Below are 16,786 nucleotides of genomic sequence, written 5' to 3'. Positions count from 1 at the left end.
GTGTTGTTACACAAAGTGAGATTTGTCGCTCCCGCCCATCTTGTGTATCAGGGAATGAAACGGAAGTCCGGCGCGCTTTATACCACAAATACGCCTTCGACACCAATAATTGTTGGCACTCCATGCTGTAACTGATTCTCAATCTGGTAGTGGATGCTTCAGACTGTTAACATTGACAGCACATACACAATTATTGTCGAAATCATCGACCCTGATGGACAGAATTCATGGCTATCTCAATCAAGACCCCTGAAGAAATCGAAAAGATGCGCGTCGCGGGCCGTCTGGCAGCCGAAGTGCTGGAAATGATCGAACCGTATATCAAACCGGGCGTCACCACCGGCGAACTGGACCGTATCTGTAACGATTACATCGTTAACGAACAACACGCGATCTCCGCCTGCCTCGGCTACCACGGCTATCCGAAATCCGTCTGTATCTCTATTAATGAAGTGGTGTGCCACGGCATTCCGGATGACGCTAAGCATCTGAAAGATGGTGATATCGTCAACATTGATGTGACGGTTATCAAAGATGAATACCACGGCGACACCTCTAAAATGTTTATCGTCGGCAAACCGACCATTCTGGGCGAGCGTCTGTGCCGCGTCACACAAGAGAGCCTGTATCTGGGCATCAAAATGGTGAAACCGGGTATCCGCCTGCGCACCATTGGCGCCGCCATCCAGAAATATGCCGAAGGCGAAGGTTTCTCCGTGGTACGTGAATACTGCGGACACGGTATTGGTCGCGGCTTCCATGAAGAACCGCAGGTGCTGCATTATGATGCGGACGATGGCGGCGTCGTGTTGCAGCCTGGCATGACCTTTACCATTGAACCGATGCTGAACGCAGGGGACTACCGTATCCGCACCATGAAAGACGGCTGGACGGTGAAAACCAAAGACCGCAGCTTGTCTGCTCAGTACGAGCATACTATTGTGGTAACGGAAAACGGCTGTGAAATTCTGACGCTGCGTAAAGATGACACCATCCCGGCGGTCATTACGCACGACGCATAACTTTTTTGCCTGATGGCGCTGCGCTTATCAGGCCTACATCAAATGCACACCGTAGGCCGGATAAGGCGTTCGCTATCATCCGGCTTTTTAATGGGTGGCGCATATGAATACTCTTCCTGAACAGTACGCGAATACCGCACTCCCCCCCCTTCCCGACCAGCCGCAAAACCCTGGCGTCTGGCCGCGCGCTGAACTGACCGTCGCCGGTATCAAAGCCCGTATCGACATCTTTCAACACTGGCTGGGCGAGGCATTTGACAGCGGCATTTGTGCAGAACAGCTTATTGAAGCCCGTACCGAATTTATCGACCAGTTGTTGCAACGCCTGTGGATTGAGGCTGGTTTCGGTCAGATTGCCGATCTGGCGCTGGTCGCCGTCGGCGGCTATGGACGCGGCGAACTGCATCCGCTTTCCGATATTGATCTGCTCATTTTAAGCCGCAAAAAGCTGCCCGATGAACAGGCGCAAAAAGTTGGCGAACTGCTGACCTTATTATGGGACGTCAAGCTGGATGTCGGTCATAGCGTACGTACGCTGGAAGAATGCCTGCTGGAAGGTCTGTCTGATTTAACCGTTGCGACAAACCTCATCGAAACGCGCCTGCTGATCGGTGATGTCGCTCTGTTTCTGGCGCTGCAAAAACATATTTTCAGCGAAGGCTTTTGGCCATCCGACAAATTTTACGCCGCCAAAGTAGAAGAGCAGAACCAACGCCACCAGCGCTATCACGGCACCAGCTATAATCTGGAGCCGGATATTAAAAGCAGCCCCGGCGGTCTGCGCGATATCCACACGTTGCAGTGGGTCGCCCGACGTCACTTCGGCGCTACCTCGCTCGATGAGATGGTGGGCTTCGGCTTTTTAACCCCGGCTGAGCGCGCGGAACTCAACGAGTGCCTGCATATCCTGTGGCGCATTCGTTTTGCGCTACATCTGGTGGTCAGCCGCTACGATAACCGCCTGCTATTCGACCGCCAGTTGAGCGTCGCTCAACGCCTTAACTACAGCGGCGAAGGCAACGATCCGGTTGAGCGGATGATGAAAGACTACTTCCGGGTCACGCGCCGGGTGAGCGAACTCAATCAGATGCTGCTTCAGCTATTTGACGAGGCGATTCTGGCGCTGCCTGCGGATGAAAAACCACGTCCTATCGACGATGAGTTTCAACTGCGCGGCACGCTCATTGATCTGCGTGACGACACACTGTTTATCCGCGAACCGGAAGCGATCCTGCGGATGTTTTATATGATGGTGCGCAATAGCGCGATCACCGGCATCTACTCTACGACATTACGCCATTTGCGCCACGCCCGCCGCCATCTGAGCCAACCTCTCTGTTACATCCCGGAGGCGCGCACGCTGTTTCTCAGTATGCTGCGCCATCCCGGCGCGGTCAGCCGCGGCCTGCTACCTATGCATCGCCACAGCGTACTGTGGGCTTATATGCCGCAGTGGTCGCACATCGTCGGACAAATGCAGTTTGACCTGTTCCACGCATACACGGTGGATGAACACACCATCCGCGTGATGCTCAAGCTGGAGAGTTTTGCGAAGGAAGAGACGCGCCAGCGCCACCCGCTATGCGTCGATCTCTGGCCGCGGCTTCCCCATCCGGAACTCATTCTGATCGCCGCTCTGTTCCACGATATTGCGAAAGGACGCGGCGGCGACCATTCGGTACTGGGCGCGCAGGATGTACTCACCTTCGCCGAACTACATGGCCTGAACTCGCGCGAAACGCAACTGGTCGCCTGGCTGGTGCGCCAGCACCTGCTGATGTCGGTCACCGCCCAACGCCGCGACATCCAGGACCCGGAAGTCATCAAGCAGTTTGCCGAAGAGGTACAAACCGAAACACGGTTGCGCTTTCTGGTCTGCCTGACCGTCGCGGACATATGCGCGACCAACGAAACCTTGTGGAATAGCTGGAAACAGAGCCTGCTACGCGAGCTGTACTTCGCCACTGAAAAACAGCTCAGGCGCGGAATGCAAAATACGCCGGATATGCGTGAGCGCGTGCGTCACCATCAGCTTCAGGCGCTGGCGCTGCTGCGAATGGACAATATTGATGAAGCCGCGCTGCACAAAATCTGGACCCGCTGTCGCGCTAACTATTTTGTTCGTCATAGTCCAAATCAGCTCGCCTGGCACGCACGCCATTTATTGCAGAACGATCTGCACCAACCGTTAGTGTTACTCAGTCCGCAGGCCACGCGCGGCGGAACCGAAATTTTTATCTGGAGTCCGGACAGACCCTATCTGTTTGCCGCCGTCTGCGCCGAACTGGACAGGCGTAATTTAAGCGTCCATGACGCGCAGATCTTTACCACTCGCGACGGCATGGCAATGGATACGTTTATCGTTCTGGAACCAGACGGCAGCCCGCTAGCGGCGGATCGCCATGAAGTTATTCGTACCGGTCTTGAACAGACCATTACGCAGCGTAGCTGGCAGCCGCCGCAGCCGCGTCGGCAACCGGCAAAGTTACGGCACTTTACGGTCGAAACGGAAGTCAATTTTCTGCCCACCCATACCGACAGAAAATCATTCATGGAATTGATCGCGCTCGATCAACCCGGCCTGTTGGCCAGGGTCGGACAAATTTTTGCCGATCTGGGAATTTCGCTTCATGGCGCCCGAATTACAACCATTGGTGAACGAGTAGAAGATTTATTCATAATCGCCACAGCGGATCGGCGCGCACTTAATAATGTGCTGCAACTTGAGGTGCAACAACGGTTGACAGCGGCCCTCAATCCAAACGATAAAGGGTAGTGTGTTTATTTATATGAAAGAGTTTAACAATGCAGCAGTTACAGAACATTATTGAGACGGCTTTTGAGCGCCGCGCCGATATTACGCCGGCTAATGTAGATACCGTGACCCGGGAGGCGGTAAACCAGGTCATTTCTCTACTCGATTCCGGCGCGTTGCGTGTCGCAGAAAAAATCGACGGTCAGTGGGTCACTCACCAGTGGCTGAAGAAAGCGGTTCTGCTCTCTTTTCGTATTAACGATAACCAGGTTATCGACGGTGCGGAAAGCCGCTACTTCGATAAAGTCCCGATGAAATTCGCTGATTACGACGAAGCGCGTTTTCAGAAAGAAGGTTTCCGCGTCGTTCCGCCAGCGGCCGTTCGTCAGGGCGCATTTATCGCCCGCAACACCGTGCTGATGCCGTCTTACGTTAACATCGGCGCCTACGTTGACGAAGGCACTATGGTTGACACCTGGGCGACCGTGGGTTCCTGCGCGCAGATCGGTAAAAACGTTCACCTCTCCGGCGGCGTGGGTATCGGCGGCGTACTGGAGCCGTTGCAGGCTAACCCGACAATCATTGAAGACAACTGCTTTATTGGCGCGCGTTCTGAAGTCGTGGAAGGCGTAATTGTCGAAGAAGGTTCCGTCATTTCTATGGGCGTATACCTCGGCCAGAGCACCAAAATCTACGATCGCGAAACCGGTGAAGTTCACTATGGTCGCGTACCGGCGGGTTCCGTGGTCGTTTCCGGAAACCTGCCATCAAAAGACGGTAAATACAGTCTGTACTGCGCGGTGATCGTGAAAAAAGTCGACGCCAAAACGCGTGGTAAAGTGGGCATTAACGAATTATTGCGCACTATTGATTAAGCGAGTGAAAAGCGGGGGCGACAGCCCCCTTTGCATTATGGCGAATGCGGCAAAACGGTTTCCGGCGCAATCTTTGCCGCAAACGCCGAAGCCAACGCAGTCAAAACGACATAACCGGCAACCAAAGTCCAACTGTTATCATAGACTGCACTTAACGCTTTAGCGATAAACGGTGTGAATCCCCCTGCCACAACCGCCCCCAACTGAGCGCCAATTGATGAACCGCTATAGCGTACAGGCGGATGAAACAGTCCGGCGAAAAAAGAAGGTTGCACGGCATTCAGTGAATTATGACCAATGTTAATAAGCAGAACGTAGCCCACTATCATCAGTATTAGCGAACGGCTTTCCAGCAGCCAGAAAAAGGGAAAAGCCATTGCCGCTACAAAAAGCGCGCCAAAAATGTACACCTGACGGCAGCCACGCCGATCCGACACGATGCCAAATAGCATGTGCATGGGATACGCCAGCAGACAGGTGAACATTACAATGTACAGAATAGTCAGGCTGGCAATCCCAAGCTGCGTCGTCGCCCAGGAAACCGCGAAGACGGTGGCAAGAAAAAAGGGAACGCTTTCAGCAAAACGTAGAATCATTATCAGCAAAATGCTGCGCCATTGTTCTCGTACTACTTTGACCACCGGCCTTTCTTCTCTTTGCTGCATATGATTAATAGCTTGCTGCTTTTTAAACGCACGGAAGACAGGTGTCTCATCCAGACGATGACGCATATATAATCCCGGCAACACCAAAAGCGCACTGAGCAGAAAAGGAATACGCCATCCCCACGATAACAGCTCCTCCTCCGGTAATTGGGTCACGAATATAAATACGCCAGTCGCCAATAATTGTCCTGTGAGTCCCCCTGTTTGCGATAGCGCGCTTAACCGCCCCCGGTGCTTTCCAACAGCATATTCCACGACCATTAACATGGCGCCGCCCCATTCGCCTCCAACCAGAAATCCCTGCAGAAAACGCAGAATAACCAGTAAAGCAGGCGCCAGCGCGCCAATACTGGCGTAAGAAGGCAGGCAACCGATGAGAAACGTTACCGCGCCCATCCCCCCTAACGTGATTAATAACGTGTTTTTACGCCCAAGCGTATCTCCCCTGTTGCCAAAAAATAGCGCGCCTAACGGCCGGGAAATAAATCCCACGCCGAAACTGGCAAAAGAAGATAACGTTACAGTAAATGGGCTGGCGCCAGGGAAAAAAAGCGGGCCAAATACCAGCGCGCTTGCCAGGCCGTATAATAGAAAATCATAATATTCAATGGAGTTTCCTATCCAGGCGGAAATCACCACCCGGCGAATAGTGGTATTATACGTTCCGGACATAGACTCTGCCTTTCAGGGTTATCGACTGCTGCCTCCGGTCAATTTCCCACACCGACCTCAAACGCTTTCTCTATAAACTGAATATCGCGTTGAATTACTTAGGCTATCAATAACCGCCGCCCTTTTACTCATTACGTTGCCGAGAAGTCTTCTGCGATCAACCGCGCTTTTTTTGTATCCATTGGTGGCGAAAAACCAACTTTTCGTTAATTATTCAAAAGTTATAGTGTGATGAAGGATACCGCTATGTATGACAATCTAAAAAGTCTGGGCATTACCAATCCTGAGGAAATCGATCGTTACAGCCTGCGGCAAGAAGCCAACAACGATATCCTGAAAATCTATTTTCAAAAGGATAGAGGTGAATTCTTTGCTAAAAGCGTGAAGTTTAAGTACCCACGCCAGCGAAAAACGGTGGTGGCCGATGGCATCGGTCAGGGTTATAAAGAAGTACAGGAGATTAGCCCTAACCTACGCTATGTGATTGACGAACTGGACCAAATCTGCCAGCGCGACCGCTCAGAACTCGATCTCAAACGTAAGATCCTCGACGACTTGCGCCATCTGGAAAGCGTCGTCGCGAATAAGATCAGTGAAATCGAAGCCGATCTGGACAAGCTTACCCGTAAGTAAGCTGTGTGTTGCCGGATGGCGACGTGTTACGCCTTATCCGGCCTACAGCTATATCTCCGTAGGCCTGGTAAGCGAAGCGCCGCCGGGCTTAACGCTGTTCATCCAGTTGTAGCGCCACATACAGCAACAGCCGATCGTCAAAATTGCCCAAATCCAGCCCGGTCAGTTCCGAAATGCGATTCAGCCGATATTCCAGTGTATTACGGTGAATAAACAGCGCCTTAGAAGTTGCCAGCGGCTGGACATTATGGCGAAACCACGCCGTCAGCGTCCGACGTAATAACCCGTTGTTATCCATCGCTTTGAGTTTTACCAGCGGGCGCGCCAGCTCATTGGCCTGCCAGCCGCCACGCAGGCCATCTAACAGGACCGGCAGCATCAAATCCTGATAAAAATAGCTGCGACTCTCTGGCATCCGCTGTTTGCCAACCATCATCGTGGTACGCGCCGTGCGATATGAACGTGCAATACTGCCCGGCCCGGTAAAGTAATTGCCCAGCGCCACGCGAAAACGTAGCTGACCGTTTTCTTTCATTCGCGAGATAAGCTGCTCTACACGCTTACGATGATCTTCGGCATCCCAGCGACCAAACGGGTTTAATGCAGGCTTTAGTACCACCATCTCGGAGAGAGAAACAATGGCTATCAGGTTGTTACGTTCCGGCGTGGTGAGCGCATTCTGTAACTGCTGAAGCTCCGCCATTGCGCTGTCGACACCAAGCTGGCCGCTGTCGACTTCGACTACCGCCGCTACACGCGGCTGGTTCAAATCGATCCCCAAACGTTGCGCCCATTCCACCAGCGCTGGCGTATTTTCTTCGGCCTGAATCAGGTTCATCACCAACTCTTCGCGCAGACGGCTATCCTGCGCCAGAAGGTGCATTAACCGCGACTGCTCCAGCATCATTTCGGCGGTCATACACACCAGTTCACCATATTTACGCAGATGTTCTGGTTCGCCAGTGAGGCCGATCACGCCGACAATTTCGCCCTCAAGGCATAAGGGTAGATTTATCCCCTGACGTACCCCGTGCAGGTGTCGCGCCACGGCATCGTCGATATCCACAATCCGGCCTTGTGACAGCACTAATAGCGCGCCTTCGTGCAATTCACCAATACGCTCCCGATCGCCGCTGCCGATAATGCGCCCACGGGCATCCATTACGTTGATATTGGTATCAATGATGCGCATAGTGCGCGCCACGATATCCTGCGCCATTTTGGTATCAAGACGCCAGCCAGCCATAAAACCCTCCAGTGAGCAGAGCATAAGCATAAGGAAGATGGCAGACCTCGACATTGTGCAAATGCACAAAGCAGAGCAAAGAAGTATGGAGTTGTGGGGGGCTTCACAGAAAAAAGTTGCCCCCTTCCGTGGTGGAAGGGGGATAAGGTGATTACTGCATCAACAGATAAATAGAGCTATCGCCACGCTGAATATTCAGCGCCAGAACCGACGGCTTGCTGTCGAGAATCTTACGCAGCTCGGCGATATTTTTCACTGGCTGCTGGTTAGCGCCGATAATCACATCGCCTTTTTTGAGGCCAATTTGCGCGGCTGGTGAGTTCGCTTTCACGCTGCTGACCACAACGCCTTTATCCTGGCCTTTATTGCTCATTTCAGCGCCTTCAATCCCGCTGAAGATGGTGCTGGAATCAACCTGACTCTGGCTGCTCTGCTGCAGTTCCAGATTGACCGTAATAGCTTTACCTTCACGCAGCAGACCGAGGCTGATTTTGCTGCCGACCGGCATAGTGCCGACCTGCGCGCGCAGCGCCGCAAAGCTGCTGATCGGTTTACCGTTCAGGGAGGTAATGACATCCCCGGCTTTAATACCTGCTTTCGCCGCGGACGAATTCGGCATCACCTGGCTGACGAACGCGCCACGCTGGGCGTCGACTTTCATCGCTTTCGCCAGTTCGGAATTCAGCTCAGTCCCCATGATTCCCAGTTCGCCGCGTTTAACCTGGCCATATTCCACCATCTGCGACGTCAGGTTTTTCACCATGTTGCTGGGGATAGCGAAGCCGATACCAATGTTGCCGCCGTCTGGCGCCAGAATCGCGGTGTTAATACCGATCAGCTCGCCGTTCAGGTTCACCAGCGCGCCGCCGGAGTTACCGCGGTTAATCGCGGCGTCGGTCTGAATAAAGTTTTCATAGTTTTCAACGTTCAGGCCGCTACGCCCCAGCGCCGAAACGATACCTGACGTCACCGTTTCGCCCAGACCAAACGGGTTACCAATAGCCACGGTATAATCCCCCACGCGCAGCGCGTCGGAGTCCGCCAGCTTAATCGCCGTCAGGTTTTTCGGATTCTGAATTTGAATCAGCGCAATATCAGAACGCGGATCTTTGCCCACCACTTTGGCATCGAATTTACGCCCATCGCTAAGCTGTACTTTAATCACGTTGGCGTTATCAACAACGTGGTTGTTGGTGACGACGTAACCCTTCGCGGCGTCAATAATTACGCCGGAACCCAGCGCCATGAATTTCTGTTGTTGGCCGCCATTGCCGCCGTTACCGCCGCCCTGGCAGAACGGGGAATTCTGGAACGGAGAACCGTCCTGGCAGAACGGGGAGTCATCGCCAAAGAACTGCTGGAAATTACGCGGCATACGCGGCGTATTCACCGTGGTGCTGCCTTCTACATTAATACTGACCACCGATGGCATCACTTTTTCGAGCATCGGCGCCAGGCTTGGCATCTGCTGGGCGGTCATTGCTGAAGACGACGTTTCAGCCGCCGTGGCAGACAGAGGCGACAATGCCAAACCTAAACTCAGAGCCAGTGCACTCATTGCTAATGTGGTTTTTTTCATGTGTTTCAATCTCGATTAACAGGTAACGCAAAATTGCTGTGTACGTCAGATTCATTTTATAACGCGAAGTTCCGGAATAAAGTTTCTGGAAAAAGTAAAAATTTATTGTCCATCTTTACAAAAGTCCATTTACTGTTCGACCGCCATCAATCGCCGATATTCATCCCATGCGTAAAGGTCAGTCATACCGCTGATATAATCCTGAATCAACCGACAACGATAATAATATTCCAGCACCGGATACTCCGCCGAATCCGTGGGTAATTTACTGACGACTTCCACGTAGGCCAAACGATGGCGCGTAGAGAGTTTCTGAAATAAACGCGATTCTATGGGCAAGCGTTTCAACCGATCTTGTTCCACCAGCTCGCGAAAGTCGTTAAGCGACAGACTTAATAGTGGCTGATAGATATCTAATAACCCACTGATTACCCGGTATCCCTGTAGCTCAAGCTGTTCTACGTCCGGATGGCTAAACACATGTTCAACCGCCACGTTCTTATATAATTCAAGTAGACGACTAAAACCGCTGGCATCTTCCAGCAACGCCTGATTGAAGGTACCGGCAAAAATCTGCGGTAAATTATCAATAAAACGCTGAGCGGCATATGGCACCAGTTTATTTAATGTATTTACCCGTAAATACATAAAAAACTGATCTTCGGTACTGCGGCTTAATGTATTGGCGCGTGATTTTTCCCACGCATTTCCTACCACCAGCTCAAACAGCGAATCCTTCTCATGGTGGCCCCACGCGTGATATAAATGGTGATAAAGCTGCTCAACGCTAAAGATTCTTTTCTCTACCGCGTCTTCAAGATCGGCGACACAATAAGAGATATCATCTGCGGCTTCCATAATCCACGTTAATGGAAAGCGACTGTAAGGCGCTAACTGAAGTTCTTTACGTAACCTCGCAATATACTTCTCTTCAGAAAGATAATAGCCCGGTTTCTTCATTAAATAGCGATGAGAGTCCGGCACCGACCCTCGCCACCATGCCGGACGGGTATATTTTAAAATTCCGCCAACCTGCGCCCAGGTAAGATTCATCCGCATGAGCGTATGCACCAGACGAATTCCCTGTGCATTGCCTTCAAAATGGCAGATATCCTGACGTACTTTGCGGCGAATATCGTTCAGATTTTCTTCGCCTTCCTGTAACCGTAGCAAGGAAACCACACAGCGATCATGCGTGAGCGGCTGACTTTCCGCATCTTCCGGATGCAGCCGCTGACGAAACCAGTCATTGATCGCCGCCTCGCCAAAATGACCGAACGGCGGATTACCGATGTCGTGCATCAGGCAGGCCATTTCCACAATACTTTCAAAGGGACCGGTCAGCGCGTCCAGACCGTACTCCTCCAGCCGGTTTTGCTCTTTCAGGCGGCTTAAAATCTCTTTCGCGATATAACGCCCCACCTGCTGCACCTCCATCGAATGCGTCAGGCGAGTACGCACTGCGGCATTGCGCTCCAGCGGGAAAACCTGCGTTTTTTGCTGCAAACGGCGTATAGCCGGAGAGTTGATAATCCGCCCGCGATCGCTTTCAAAAATCCGCAGGATCTCATGTTCCGTCTTTACGCCCTGCGGTGAACGATAACGGCGATGCCAGTTAATTTTATTTCGGAAATCGATCGATGCCATATCCTCTCCCCGCCTGAGAAATGCGCTTCCCCATAAGCGCATGATAAACTATGCCCCCAAAACTGACTTATCGCGAGTAAATCTATGAAAATCGGCATCATTGGCGCAATGGAAGAAGAAGTTACGCTGCTGCGTGACAAAATTGATAACCGTCAGACGCTGACGCTGGGCGGCTGCGAAATTTACACCGGCCAGTTGAACGGCACCGAAGTGGCGTTACTGAAATCCGGTATCGGTAAGGTCGCGGCGGCGCTGGGCGCAACGTTGCTTCTGGAGCACTGCAAGCCGGACGTGATCATCAATACCGGTTCCGCAGGCGGTCTGGCGTCCACGCTGAAGGTCGGCGATATCGTCGTCTCTGACGAAGCGCGTTACCACGACGCTGATGTGACCGCTTTCGGCTATGAATACGGGCAATTACCGGGCTGTCCGGCCGGATTTAAGGCCGATGACAAACTGATCGCCGCCGCGGAATCCTGCATCAGGGAGCTGAATCTGAACGCGGTACGCGGTCTTATTGTTAGCGGCGACGCGTTTATTAACGGTTCCGTCGGGCTGGCGAAAATCCGGCATAACTTCCCCGAAGCGGTCGCTGTAGAGATGGAAGCCACCGCTATCGCACACGTCTGCTATAACTTCAACGTGCCGTTCGTGGTGGTACGCGCTATCTCTGACGTGGCCGATCAGCAATCGCACCTCAGCTTTGACGAATTCCTCGCGGTGGCGGCGAAACAGTCGACTCTGATGGTCGAAACTCTGGTACAGAAACTGGCGCATGGCTAAGCAAATGTTCAGGGCGCTGGTCGCCCTGCTGCTTACGCTCCCGGTGTGGCTTTACGCCGCGCCGCGCGTAATTACCCTCTCTCCCGCCAATACGGAGCTCGCTTTTGCCGCCGGGATTACGCCCGTTGGCGTCAGCAGCTATTCCGACTACCCGCCCGAAGCGCAAAAAATAGAACAGGTCTCTACCTGGCAGGGAATGAATCTGGAGCGCATTGTGGCGCTGAAGCCGGATCTGGTCGTCGCCTGGCGCGGCGGTAATGCGGAACGTCAGGTAAACCAACTGACTTCGTTAGGTATTAAGGTAATGTGGGTGGACGCGATAACCATCGAACAGATCGCCGACACGCTCCGTCAACTGGCCGACTGGAGCCCGCAGCCGGAAAAGGCTCAGCAGGCAGCGCAGACGTTGCTAAAGGAGTACGCCGCGCTCAAAACCGAGTATGCCAGTAAAGCTAAAAAACGCGTCTTTCTTCAGTTTGGCATGAATCCTTTGTTTACCAGCGGTAAAGGGTCTATCCAACATCAGGTTTTGACGACCTGCGGCGGAGAAAACGTCTTCGCTGACAGCCGCGTGCCGTGGCCGCAAGTCAGCCGTGAGCAGGTGCTGGCAAGGCATCCCCAGGCCATTATCGTGGCCGGAAAAGCGGGCGAAATTCTCAAAATTGAACAATACTGGGGAAACCTGCTAAAAATTCCGGTTATTCCGCTTAACAGCGACTGGTTTGAACGCGCAAGCCCGCGTATTATCCTCGCCGCAAAACAACTCTGTAATGCGCTTTCACAGGTGAATTAGAGCCTGTCTCACCAGGCTCTCAGTGGGGATTCAACAATGCTCGTCTATTGGCTGGATATTGTAGGCACGGCTGTATTTGCTATCTCTGGCGTGTTGCTGGCCGGGAAATTACGTATGGACCCGTTTGGCGTCCTGGTGCTCGGCGTCGTTACTGCCGTCGGCGGCAGGACAATCCGCGATATGGCGCTGGATAACGGCCCGGTATTCTGGGTTAAAGATCTTACCGATCTGGTTGTCGCCATGGTTACCAGTATGTTGACCATCCTGCTGGTTCGCCAGCCAAGACGCCTGCCGAAATGGATGCTGCCGGTATTGGATGCCGTAGGGCTGGCGGTGTTTGTCGGCATTGGGGTAAATAAAGCCTTCCTCGCCGAAACGGGGCCATTAGTGGCAGTCTGTATGGGGGTGATTACCGGCGTCGGCGGCGGGATTATTCGCGATGTTCTGGCACGCGAGATTCCCATGATCCTACGCACCGAAATCTATGCCACGGCCTGTATTATCGGCGGAATTGTTCACGCCACCGCGTTTTATACGTTTTCAGTGCCGCTGGAAAGCGCCAGCATGATGGGCATGGTCGTCACGCTGTTCATTCGGCTGGCGGCGATACGTTGGCACCTGAAACTGCCGACCTTTGCCTTAGATGAGAATTGAAACGTCATTTGCAGACCGGATAAAACGAACCCATTGCCCGGTGGCGCTAACGCTTACCGGGCCTACAGTACAGTTGTCACTTGTTGGCCGGATAAGGCGTTAAGCCGTCATCCGGCAATACATCAGATGCTGAAGGAAGAGCCACACCCGCAGGTGCTTTTCGCATTCGGGTTGGTCACAATGAAGCGGGAGCCTTCCAGACCTTCGGTATAATCTACCGAACCACCGACCAGATACTGCAAACTCATCGGGTCAACCACCAGACCAACGCCCTGTTTTTCGATGGTCATATCCCCTTCGTTAACCTGATCGTCAAAGGTGAAACCGTACTGGAAACCGCTGCAACCACCGCCGGTAATATACACGCGCAGTTTCAGATTCGGGTTATCTTCGTCAGCGATAAGACTTTTTACTTTATTCGCTGCTGCGTCGGTAAACTGCAGCGGCAGCGCTACGTCATCACTCATATTTTGCTCCAAACAACATCGGTAATTGGATAAATTTCCACCCAATATTGGCGGTCATTATCTAATACCCTGGTAATTCGTTCAAGTATTCTCGCCCGCAGGCGCATTCTGGCTTTTCGCCGCCTGTTCCGCATCCTGCTTCGCCAGAGTGCGCGCCAGGATGGTTGAGTATAACGGTTTCCCACCCAAAAACTGGGCTAATAGTGTCGCGCCAAGACAAGTGATAATCATTGGCAAAATGAGCTGGTAGTTATCGGTCATTTCCAGCACCAGCACAATTCCCGTCAGCGGGGCGCGCACCGACGCCGCCATCAGCGCCCCCATCCCGGCAATCGCAAAAGTACCGGCCTCCAGGTGATACTGCGGGAAAAGCACTGCCGCCGCCATACCAAAGGCCGTACCAAGCAGCGTCCCCAGCGCCAGCATCGGGGCGAAAATCCCCCCCGGCGCGCCGGAAGAAAAGCAAAGCAGCGTCGTGACACCCCGGGTAATAAAGATGAACAACAGTAGCCCGACGCTAAAATTACCTGCCGCGGCGATAGGAATAAGGTTAAATCCACCGCCTGCCGCTTCCGGCTCAATCAACCCCAGAATACCGCACAGGCCGCCGATCGCGCCGCCCATTAGCACCCATTTTTTAATTTCGCCGCCATGAAAGCGCTGAAACATATCCTGGGTACGCAGCACCAGCGAATTAAATACCGGCCCGACGCAGCCAAAAATAATGCCGAGGATAAGGTATAACCACAGCGTGTTAACCGGGGCATCAGACAATTTGCCGACTTCAATAATCGGCGCTTCGCCGTTAAATATGCGGAACACAATGCTCGACATGATCACGCCGGTAAACACTGCTTTAATCGAAATCAGGTTGTAGCGAAACTGCGGGCGCATCTCTTCAATAATAAACAGGATACCCGCCAGCGGCGCGTTAAACGCCGCAGAAAGCCCCGCCGCCGCGCCAGTCGCCAGCAACGTATGCCGCGCTTCGGCACTGCGCATACGAAAGACATCCAGCACCATGCGCCCCAGGTTTCCCCCGATTTGCACCGTTGGCCCTTCGCGCCCTAATACCATTCCTGCGCCCAACGTTCCCATCCCACCGATAAACTTCACCGGCAACACGCGCCACCAGCGCACCGGACGTAACTCCTCCAGCGCGCCTTCAATTTCCGGGATACCCGATCCGCCGGCTTCCGGCGCAAATTTTCGCACCAAAAAGTAGCCGACCATCGCCAGTAATGCCGACAGTATAAAGGCCAGCGGCCAAAGCAAAAAAGCATGCTCCGCGACCTGAACCAGCGCGCCAATACGCATGTTTTGTACCCAGGAAACAGCCTTTTCAAAGGCCACGCCAACCAGCCCGGTAAGTGAGCCGACAACGGCCGCCATGAACAGGATGGCCAGCGGCGTTTTATCCCGCTGCATTAACCGGCGAATCTGATCTCTGCGCCGTAAACGCACGATTTGCTGAGCTAAAAAGGTGGAAGTGTCTGTTTTCATCAGAAGATCATTCATTGGTAATACAAATCTAAAGTCGGCATTCTACTCGCCAACGCCGTGAAAATCCCCTGCAAATCGTATTGTTTCAAATGCGTAAAACTTTCATAACCTTCTCTGAATAACTTAGAATAGCGGGTATTCACTTTTTCTACGAACCAGGAACCTTTCCATGAGTAAGTCTGAAAATCTCTATAGCGCAGCGCGCGAGCTGATCCCCGGCGGCGTGAACTCCCCTGTTCGCGCCTTCACTGGCGTGGGCGGCACCCCGCTGTTTATCGAAAAAGCGGACGGAGCCTATCTTTATGATGTCGATGGCAAAGCGTATATCGACTATGTCGGTTCCTGGGGGCCAATGGTACTTGGGCATAACCATCCGGCTATCCGCAATGCGGTGATCGAAGCCGCCGAACGGGGGCTTAGCTTCGGCGCGCCAACCGAAATGGAAGTAAAAATGGCGGAACTGGTCACAAACCTGGTACCGACCATGGACATGGTGCGCATGGTGAACTCCGGCACCGAAGCAACCATGAGCGCCATTCGCCTGGCGCGTGGTTTTACCGGCCGCGATAAGATTATCAAATTCGAAGGCTGCTACCACGGCCACGCAGATTGCCTGCTGGTAAAAGCCGGGTCAGGCGCACTGACGCTCGGTCAGCCGAACTCGCCGGGCGTCCCGGCAGATTTTGCTAAACATACGCTGACCTGCGTCTATAACGATCTGGCATCAGTGCGCGCGGCGTTTGAACAATATCCGCAGGAAATAGCCTGTATCATCGTCGAACCCGTGGCGGGCAATATGAACTGCGTCCCGCCGCTGCCAGCGTTCCTGCCGGGCCTGCGCGCCTTGTGTGATGAGTTCGGCGCGCTGCTGATTATCGACGAAGTGATGACCGGTTTTCGCGTAGCGTTGGCCGGCGCCCAGGATTACTACGGCGTCGTGCCGGACCTAACCTGTCTGGGTAAAATCATCGGCGGCGGGATGCCGGTAGGCGCGTTTGGCGGTCGTCGCGATGTAATGGATGCGCTGGCGCCGACGGGCCCGGTTTACCAGGCGGGCACCCTTTCCGGCAACCCGATTGCGATGGCGGCTGGTTTCGCCTGTCTGAATGAAGTCGCCCAGCCCGGCATTCATGAAACGCTGGATGAGCTCACCACCCGTCTGGCGGAAGGATTGTGCGAAGCAGCACAGGAGGCAGGTATCCCACTGGTCGTCAACCATGTTGGCGGCATGTTCGGGATTTTCTTCACCGACGCCGAGAGCGTAACCTGCTATCAGGACGTGATGGCGTGCGACGTTGAACGCTTTAAGCGTTTCTTCCACCTGATGCTGGAGGAAGGCGTGTATCTGGCGCCATCGGCGTTTGAAGCGGGCTTTATGTCGGTCGCACATAGCATGGACGACATTAATAATACCATTGACGCCGCGCGTCGGGTGCTTGCGACGCTGTAAAGGCGAGATGAAGTATTGTAGGCCGGGTAAGGCGCCAGCCGC

The 16,786-nt window shown here is 53.4% G+C and carries 15 protein-coding genes; 8 read left to right on the top strand and 7 right to left on the bottom strand.

The window, feature by feature from the left end:
• Positions 1-227: 227 nt before the first annotated feature.
• The 3 genes from map (at position 228) to dapD (ending at position 4,652) form a co-directional block, all read left to right on the top strand.
• Positions 228-1,022, top strand: a complete 795-nt coding sequence (gene map, locus ACE15A_RS05105) for a type I methionyl aminopeptidase (protein ID WP_002946964.1) — start codon at positions 228-230, stop codon at positions 1,020-1,022.
• 103 nt (positions 1,023-1,125) lie between these two features.
• On the top strand, positions 1,126-3,798 hold the full coding sequence (gene glnD, locus ACE15A_RS05100) for a bifunctional uridylyltransferase/uridylyl-removing protein GlnD (protein ID WP_129382374.1): 2,673 nt from the start codon (positions 1,126-1,128) through the stop codon (positions 3,796-3,798).
• 29 nt (positions 3,799-3,827) lie between these two features.
• Positions 3,828-4,652 (top strand): 2,3,4,5-tetrahydropyridine-2,6-dicarboxylate N-succinyltransferase, encoded by an 825-nt coding sequence (gene dapD / locus ACE15A_RS05095; RefSeq protein ID WP_053508754.1) that lies wholly within the window; start codon positions 3,828-3,830, stop codon positions 4,650-4,652.
• Positions 4,653-4,687: 35 nt separating this feature from the next.
• Here the strand turns inward: dapD and ACE15A_RS05090 are convergent, their stop codons facing one another.
• Positions 4,688-5,989: an MFS transporter gene (locus ACE15A_RS05090; RefSeq protein WP_053508756.1), complete on the bottom strand. Its 1,302-nt coding sequence runs from the start codon at positions 5,987-5,989 to the stop codon at positions 4,688-4,690.
• A gap of 246 nt (positions 5,990-6,235) precedes the next feature.
• Between ACE15A_RS05090 and ACE15A_RS05085 the strand changes: the two genes are divergently transcribed.
• Positions 6,236-6,622, top strand: coding sequence for a DUF3461 family protein (locus tag ACE15A_RS05085; RefSeq protein WP_000272193.1), 387 nt, complete (start codon positions 6,236-6,238; stop codon positions 6,620-6,622).
• 88 nt (positions 6,623-6,710) lie between these two features.
• Here ACE15A_RS05085 and cdaR read toward each other — a convergent pair whose 3' ends face one another.
• The 3 genes from cdaR to dgt form a co-directional block, all read right to left on the bottom strand.
• On the bottom strand, positions 6,711-7,868 hold the full coding sequence (gene cdaR, locus ACE15A_RS05080; RefSeq protein WP_053508757.1) for a DNA-binding transcriptional regulator CdaR: 1,158 nt from the start codon (positions 7,866-7,868) through the stop codon (positions 6,711-6,713).
• Positions 7,869-8,019: 151 nt separating this feature from the next.
• Positions 8,020-9,447 carry a serine endoprotease DegP gene (gene degP, locus ACE15A_RS05075; RefSeq protein ID WP_053508759.1) on the bottom strand — a complete coding sequence of 476 codons (1,428 nt, stop codon included), beginning with the start codon at positions 9,445-9,447 and terminating at the stop codon, positions 8,020-8,022.
• A 129-nt stretch (positions 9,448-9,576) separates the two neighbouring features.
• On the bottom strand, positions 9,577-11,094 hold the full coding sequence (dgt, locus tag ACE15A_RS05070; RefSeq protein ID WP_053508760.1) for a dGTPase: 1,518 nt from the start codon (positions 11,092-11,094) through the stop codon (positions 9,577-9,579).
• 84 nt (positions 11,095-11,178) lie between these two features.
• Between dgt and mtnN the strand changes: the two genes are divergently transcribed.
• Genes mtnN through ACE15A_RS05055 form a run of 3 tightly spaced genes read left to right on the top strand, consistent with a single transcriptional unit; the run spans position 11,179 to position 13,324 of the window.
• Positions 11,179-11,877 carry a 5'-methylthioadenosine/S-adenosylhomocysteine nucleosidase gene (gene mtnN, locus ACE15A_RS05065; protein ID WP_000689829.1) on the top strand — a complete coding sequence of 233 codons (699 nt, stop codon included), beginning with the start codon at positions 11,179-11,181 and terminating at the stop codon, positions 11,875-11,877.
• Positions 11,870-12,670 (top strand): vitamin B12 ABC transporter substrate-binding protein BtuF, encoded by an 801-nt coding sequence (btuF, locus tag ACE15A_RS05060; RefSeq protein ID WP_053508762.1) that lies wholly within the window; start codon positions 11,870-11,872, stop codon positions 12,668-12,670. The genes mtnN and btuF overlap by 8 nt, the downstream gene beginning before the upstream one ends.
• 36 nt (positions 12,671-12,706) lie before the next feature.
• Positions 12,707-13,324, top strand: coding sequence for a TRIC cation channel family protein (locus ACE15A_RS05055; protein ID WP_129382373.1), 618 nt, complete (start codon positions 12,707-12,709; stop codon positions 13,322-13,324).
• Positions 13,325-13,446: 122 nt separating this feature from the next.
• Here ACE15A_RS05055 and erpA read toward each other — a convergent pair whose 3' ends face one another.
• Genes erpA through clcA form a run of 3 tightly spaced genes read right to left on the bottom strand, consistent with a single transcriptional unit; the run spans position 13,447 to position 15,294 of the window.
• Complete coding sequence (gene erpA, locus ACE15A_RS05050) at positions 13,447-13,791, bottom strand: iron-sulfur cluster insertion protein ErpA (protein ID WP_001278668.1); 345 nt, start codon at positions 13,789-13,791, stop codon at positions 13,447-13,449.
• Positions 13,784-13,849, bottom strand: a complete 66-nt coding sequence (yadW, locus tag ACE15A_RS05045) for a small protein YadW (RefSeq protein WP_380913825.1) — start codon at positions 13,847-13,849, stop codon at positions 13,784-13,786. The genes erpA and yadW overlap by 8 nt, the downstream gene beginning before the upstream one ends.
• A gap of 23 nt (positions 13,850-13,872) precedes the next feature.
• Positions 13,873-15,294 (bottom strand): H(+)/Cl(-) exchange transporter ClcA, encoded by a 1,422-nt coding sequence (gene clcA, locus ACE15A_RS05040; RefSeq protein ID WP_053508767.1) that lies wholly within the window; start codon positions 15,292-15,294, stop codon positions 13,873-13,875.
• A 169-nt stretch (positions 15,295-15,463) separates the two neighbouring features.
• On the opposite strand from clcA, the gene hemL reads away from it, so the two are divergent.
• Entirely contained in the window at positions 15,464-16,744 is a 1,281-nt protein-coding gene (gene hemL / locus ACE15A_RS05035) for a glutamate-1-semialdehyde 2,1-aminomutase (protein ID WP_053508769.1), read from the top strand.
• The last annotated feature ends 42 nt before the right edge of the window (positions 16,745-16,786 follow it).

It is taken from the genome of Salmonella sp. HY31 (genome assembly GCF_042604575.1).
GTDB classification, from domain to species: domain Bacteria; phylum Pseudomonadota; class Gammaproteobacteria; order Enterobacterales; family Enterobacteriaceae; genus Salmonella; species Salmonella diarizonae.
Note: the sequence above shows the minus strand (reverse complement) of the source record. Positions and strands in the feature narration are given on the sequence as shown.

What these genes read in the sequence shown, in the direction of transcription:
- ACE15A_RS05090 (WP_053508756.1), bottom strand. Translation starts at nt 5,989, where the DNA reads ATGTCCGGAACGTATAATACCACTATTCGCCGGGTGGTGATTTCCGCC.
- degP (WP_053508759.1), bottom strand. Translation starts at nt 9,447, where the DNA reads ATGAAAAAAACCACATTAGCAATGAGTGCACTGGCTCTGAGTTTAGGT.
- map (WP_002946964.1), top strand. Translation starts at nt 228, where the DNA reads ATGGCTATCTCAATCAAGACCCCTGAAGAAATCGAAAAGATGCGCGTC.
- cdaR (WP_053508757.1), bottom strand. Translation starts at nt 7,868, where the DNA reads ATGGCTGGCTGGCGTCTTGATACCAAAATGGCGCAGGATATCGTGGCG.
- btuF (WP_053508762.1), top strand. Translation starts at nt 11,870, where the DNA reads ATGGCTAAGCAAATGTTCAGGGCGCTGGTCGCCCTGCTGCTTACGCTC.
- dapD (WP_053508754.1), top strand. Translation starts at nt 3,828, where the DNA reads ATGCAGCAGTTACAGAACATTATTGAGACGGCTTTTGAGCGCCGCGCC.
- clcA (WP_053508767.1), bottom strand. Translation starts at nt 15,294, where the DNA reads ATGAAAACAGACACTTCCACCTTTTTAGCTCAGCAAATCGTGCGTTTA.
- ACE15A_RS05055 (WP_129382373.1), top strand. Translation starts at nt 12,707, where the DNA reads ATGCTCGTCTATTGGCTGGATATTGTAGGCACGGCTGTATTTGCTATC.
- dgt (WP_053508760.1), bottom strand. Translation starts at nt 11,094, where the DNA reads ATGGCATCGATCGATTTCCGAAATAAAATTAACTGGCATCGCCGTTAT.
- glnD (WP_129382374.1), top strand. Translation starts at nt 1,126, where the DNA reads ATGAATACTCTTCCTGAACAGTACGCGAATACCGCACTCCCCCCCCTT.
- mtnN (WP_000689829.1), top strand. Translation starts at nt 11,179, where the DNA reads ATGAAAATCGGCATCATTGGCGCAATGGAAGAAGAAGTTACGCTGCTG.
- hemL (WP_053508769.1), top strand. Translation starts at nt 15,464, where the DNA reads ATGAGTAAGTCTGAAAATCTCTATAGCGCAGCGCGCGAGCTGATCCCC.
- erpA (WP_001278668.1), bottom strand. Translation starts at nt 13,791, where the DNA reads ATGAGTGATGACGTAGCGCTGCCGCTGCAGTTTACCGACGCAGCAGCG.
- ACE15A_RS05085 (WP_000272193.1), top strand. Translation starts at nt 6,236, where the DNA reads ATGTATGACAATCTAAAAAGTCTGGGCATTACCAATCCTGAGGAAATC.